General features: G+C 71.1%; 2 protein-coding genes. Both read right to left on the bottom strand.

From position 1 onward, the window contains the following. Nucleotides 1-206: polyketide synthase docking domain-containing protein (locus C6Y14_RS43805; protein WP_159074435.1), on the bottom strand; the 206-nt coding region annotated here is incomplete at its 3' end. A 39-nt stretch (nt 207-245) separates the two neighbouring features. Then, nucleotides 246-5,288 (bottom strand): type I polyketide synthase (locus tag C6Y14_RS43810; RefSeq protein ID WP_159074434.1); only part of this gene is annotated, 5,043 nt, incomplete at its 5' end.

Raw genomic sequence — 5,288 nt, forward strand, 5'->3', positions numbered from 1 at the left:
AACTCCGACACCACGTCCACACCACCGGCCACCACCCGCCACAGATCCTCGGGAGAAGCCACCCCACCCGGATAACGACACGCCATCCCGATGATCGCGATCGGCTCGCGTTCCCGGTCCTCCATGTCGCGCAGGCGCCGCCGGGTCTGCTGCAGTTCGGTCGTGGCGCGCTTGAGGTAGCCGCGCAGTTTCTCGTCGTTCGCCATCGGACGTGAGCCAATCTCGCAGAAGACGCGAATCAGGTTTCAGGAGATGCCGAGTTCGTTGTCCAGGGCCTCGAACAGTTCGTTGTCGGTGGCCCATTCGGGGTCGGAGTCGCTGTTCGTTTCCGTGCCGGCGGGCCGGTCGTGCCCGTCCCGCCAGGACCGCAGGAGCGCTTCGAGGCGTGCGGTGATCCGGGAGCGTGCGCCGTCGGCCGACGGGGTCAGTGCCGACGACGTGAGCGCGGCTTCGAGCCGTTCGATCTCCATGAGGACGGGCCGTGCCGGGTCGTGCTCCCTGGGACCGGCCGTGCTGCCGATCTCCTTGGCCACCGCACGGGCGGTGGGGTGGTCGAACAGCAGCGTGGCGGGCAACCGCAGGCCCGTCGCGGCGTTGAGCGTGTTGCGCAGCTCCAGCGCGGTGAGCGAGTCGAAGCCCAGCTCGCGGAACGCCCGGTCCGGCTCCACGTCGCTCGCGGAGTCGCGTCGCAGGACCGTGGCCACTCGTTCCCGTACCAGGTCGAGGAGCAGTTCGTCGCGTTCGGGAGCGGCCAGCCCGGCGAGCCTGCGGGCCAGTGCCTCACCGCCGTCGGACCGTGCCCGTACGGTCCGACGCGAGGCGCCCCCGAACAGGCCGTGCAGTTTGCGCGGCAGTTCGTCAGGGTTCGCGCGGGCGGCGTACTCGTTGAGCTTGATCGGGACGAGTACCGCCTCGTCCACGGTCGCGGCGGTGTCGAACAGCTCCAGTCCTACGGCGGCGGACATGCCGACGATGCCTATGTGGTCCATCCGCAACCGGTCGACCTCGCTGAGCTGCGCGGTCATCTCGCTGGCGTCGGCCCACAGACTCCACGCCAGGGACTGGGCGACGAGTCCGGTGGCGCGGCGGTGGGCGGCCAGTCCGTCCAGGAAGGTGTTCGCCGCCGCGTAGTTCGCCTGACCGCCGTTGCCGAAGACGCCGGAGTCGGACGAGAACAGCACGAACGCCGACAGGTCCATGTCCCTGGTCAACTCGTGCAGATGGAACGCCGCGTCCACCTTCGGGCGCATCACCGCGTCGATCCGTTCCGGGGTCAGCGACTCGATGACACCGTCGTCGAGGACACCCGCCGCGTGCACGACGCCGACGAGGGGGTGCGCGGGGTCGATCCCGGCGAGCATCCCGGCGACGGAGTCCTTGTCGGAGACGTCGCAGGCGGCGATGGTGACGCTCGCGCCGAGGGCCGTCAGCTCGTCGTGGAGCTCGGCGGCGCCCGCGCCCTCCATGCCGCGACGGCCTGCCAGCAGCAGGTGGCCGACTCCGTGGGCGGTCACCAGGTGGCGGGCCACGTGCCGCCCCATCATGCCCATCGCGCCCGTGATCAACACGGTGCCTTCGTGACCGGAGAGGGTGTTTTCACGGCTGAAGTCGGTGCCTTCATGGCCGGGGAGGGTGCCTTCCTGGCCGAAGACGGAGGCGGGGCGGGCGGGTTCGCGATGCTCGCGAACCGGGACCCTGGCCAGCCGCGCCCGGTACGTCACACCCGCGCGGACGGCCAGCTCCGGCTCGTCCGTCGCGAGAACCGCCGGAACGAGTGCGGCGAGTGCGGCGGTGTCGGCGGGCGCGTCCACGTCGGCCAGGACGATCGCACCCGGGTGTTCCAGCTGGGCCGCCCTGATCAGACCCCAGACCGCGGCGCCCGCGAGGTCCGTCACGTCCTCGCCGTGCAGGGACACGGCACCGCGCGTCACGACCAGCAGCCGGGAGGCGAAGAGCCGCTCGTCGGCCATCCACTCCTGAAGGACGCCCAGCGTCCGTCGTGTGGTGCTGTGGACGCTCTCGGCGTCGTTGCCGGGTGCCGGTGACACCACGAGGACGCCGGGGACCTCGTCCGCGAGGTCGCCGATGTCACCGGGGTCGCCGTCATCGCCGAGGTCCTCCCAGGACAGCCAGGACACCTCGTCCGGGCCGGTCGCGCCGGCCGCGTTGACCGCTGCGACCGGGTTCCAGTCCATGCGGAACAGTGAGTCCAGGAATCCGTCCGGGCCGGAGCCGGAGCCGAGCTGGGCGGGTGACACCGGGCTCGATACGAGCGACCGCGCCGACAGGACGGGCCTGCCTGTCTCGTCGGCAGCGAGCAGGGACATGTCGTCCTGCTCCGTGCGCCCCAGTCGGACGCGGAGGGACGTGGCGCCCGCGGCGTGCAGGACGACACGGTTCCACGCGGCCAGCAGCCTCGGCCCGGACCGGCCCCGGCCCCGGTCCCTGTCCCCGTCCCCGTCCCCGTCCCGAGCCTCCTCGTCGTAGGACGCCCGAAGGTGTGTCGCCGCGTCGAGGAGCGCCGGGTGGAGACCGAAGCCGTCGTCGGGTTCCTCGGTCAGGGCGACCTCTGCGAACAGTTCGTCGCCCCGCCGCCAGGCGGCCCGTAGCCCCTGGAAGGCAGATCCGTAGTCATGGCCGTGTTCCGCGAGCCGGTCGTAGAGGGCGTCGACGTCCATCGGGTCCGCGCCCGCGGGGGGCCATGCGGTGAGGTCGAAGTCGGGTGCCGGGGCACCGGAGGCGAGGACACCGGTGGCGTTCCGGGTCCAAGGCCCGTCCGCACGGCGGGAGTGGATCGTCACCGGCCGCTCCCCCGACTCGTCGGCTTCGGCGACCACGACCTGGACGTCGACACCGCCGTTCGCCGGCAGGGTCAGCAGCTCGTCGATGGTCAGGTCCTCCAGGACGTCGCATCCCGCCTGGTCCCCGGCACGGATCGCCAGCTCCACGAAGCCCGAGGCGGGGAACACGACGGTGCCGAGCACCTGGTGTCCGGCCAGCCATGGCTGGCCGGCGGTCGACAGCCTGCCTGTCAGGACCAGTCCGTCGGAGTCGGGCGAGACGACCACGGCGCCGAGCAGGGGATGCCGGGCGGCCACCTGTCCGAGGCCCGACGCGTCACCGGAGACCGCCTGGGTGTCCAGCCAGTGCCGCCTGCGCTGGAAGGCGTAGGTGGGCAGCTCCACACGAGTGGCACCGCGTCCGGCGAACACTCCACGCCAGTCGACGGAAGAGCCGGCCACATGCAGTCGGCCGACGGCGGCAAGCAGCGCGGACGGCTCGGCCCGGTCCTTGCGCAACGCGGCTACGGTGACCTCCTCGTCCGGGTCGCGCAGACAGGCCTGGGCCATCGCGGTCAGTACGCCGTCGGGCCCCAACTCCACATACCGGGTGACGCCTTTGGACTCCAAGTGCCGTACGCAGTCGGCGAACCGGACCGCCTCACGAACGTGCCGTACCCAGTGATCCGCCGAACCCAGTGCCTCCGCATCGACCACCGAGCCCCCGAGATGGGAGACGACAGGGATGACGGGCGCGTTGTACGTGATGCTCTCGGCGACCTCACGGAAAGCCTTCAGCATGGGGTCCATCAACGGCGAGTGGAACGCGTGGGACACCTTCAGACGAGTCGTCCTGCGACCCAGACCCGTGAAGTGCGCGCTGATACGCGCGACTTCGGCCTCCACACCCGAGACGACCATCGAATCAGGGCCGTTCACCGCCGCGACCGCCACGGCCGTCGCCTCCAGCAGCGGGGCGACCTCGTCTTCCGTGGCTTGGATGGCGGCCATCGCCCCACCCGAGGGCAACGCCTGCATCAACCGGCCCCGCGCAGCCACCAGTTGAGCCGCATCGCCCAGCGAGAACACTCCGGCCACATGCGCCGCCGCCAACTCACCGATCGAATGACCCGCCACGAAGTCAGGCCGCACACCCCACGTCTCCAACAGGCGGAAGAGCGCCACCTCGATCGCGAACAACCCCGCCTGCGCGAACACCGTCCGATCCAACAGATCCGACCCCGACCACATCACCTCACGCAGAGGCCGGTCCAGATGGGAATCCAGAGCGGCACACACCTCGTCCAGCGCCGCCGCGAACACCGGGAAGGACTCAAACAACTCCCGCCCCATACCCACCTGTTGCGACCCTTGCCCCGAGAACAGGAACGCCGTCGCGCCCTCCGTTCGGCCCTGCTCGGGGCGGTTGCGCTCCCCTGCGGCCAACCTGCCCAGTCCGGCCAGGAGTTCCGCGCGGTCCTCGCCCACCACCACGGCACGGTGCTCCAGCGCCGCCCGCGAGGTGGCCAGGGAGAAACCCACGTCCACCGGATCCAGCTCCGGACGCTCCTGGAGGAACTGCAGCAGCCGGACGGCCTGCGCCGTCACCGCGTCCCGGTCACGCCCGGACACCAACCACGGCACCGACGCCGACACCGAAGCCGACGCCGTCCCGGTCGACCGCTCGCCACCCCCCGCCGAAGCCGGAACAGAAGCCGGAGCGGCAACAGGAACGGGAGCCGCCTCAATGATGACGTGGGCGTTCGTCCCGCTGATCCCGAACGAGGAGATCCCCGCCCGCCGCGGACGACCAGCGGTCTCCAGCCACTCCCGGGACTCCGTCAGCAACTCCACCCGCCCCGCCGACCAGTCCACCTGCGCAGACGGCGCGTCCACATGCAACGTACGCGGCAACACCCCATGACGCATCGCCTGCACCATCTTGATCACCCCGGCCACACCGGCCGCCGCCTGCGCATGCCCCATGTTCGACTTCACCGACCCCAGCCACAACGGACGCCCCTCCGGACGGTCCTGCCCGTACGTGGCCAGCAGCGCCTGCGCCTCGATCGGATCACCCAGCGTCGTCCCCGTACCATGCGCCTCCACCGCGTCGACCTGGTCGGACGACAGGCGGGCGTTGGCGAGCGCCTGCCGGATCACCCGCTGCTGGGAAGGGCCGTTCGGAGCGGTCAGCCCGTTCGACGCCCCGTCCTGGTTCACCGCGGAACCCCGCACCACCGCCAGCACCGGATGACCGTTGCGCCGCGCGTCCGACAACCGCTCCACCAGAAGGACGCCCACCCCCTCGGCCCAGCCCGCGCCGTCGGCGGCGTCCGAGAACGACTTGCAGCGGCCGTCCCGTGCCAGGCCACGCTGCCGGCTGAACTCCACGAACATGTTCGGCGTACTCATCACCGTCACGCCGCCCGCCAGTGCCAGGGAGCACTCGCCGGAGCGCAGTGCCTGGGCGGCCAGATGCAGGGCCACCAACGAGGAGGAGCAGGC

The sequence above is a fragment of the Streptomyces dioscori genome (genome assembly GCF_003024195.1).
Taxonomy (GTDB): Bacteria; Actinomycetota; Actinomycetes; order Streptomycetales; family Streptomycetaceae; genus Streptomyces; species Streptomyces dioscori.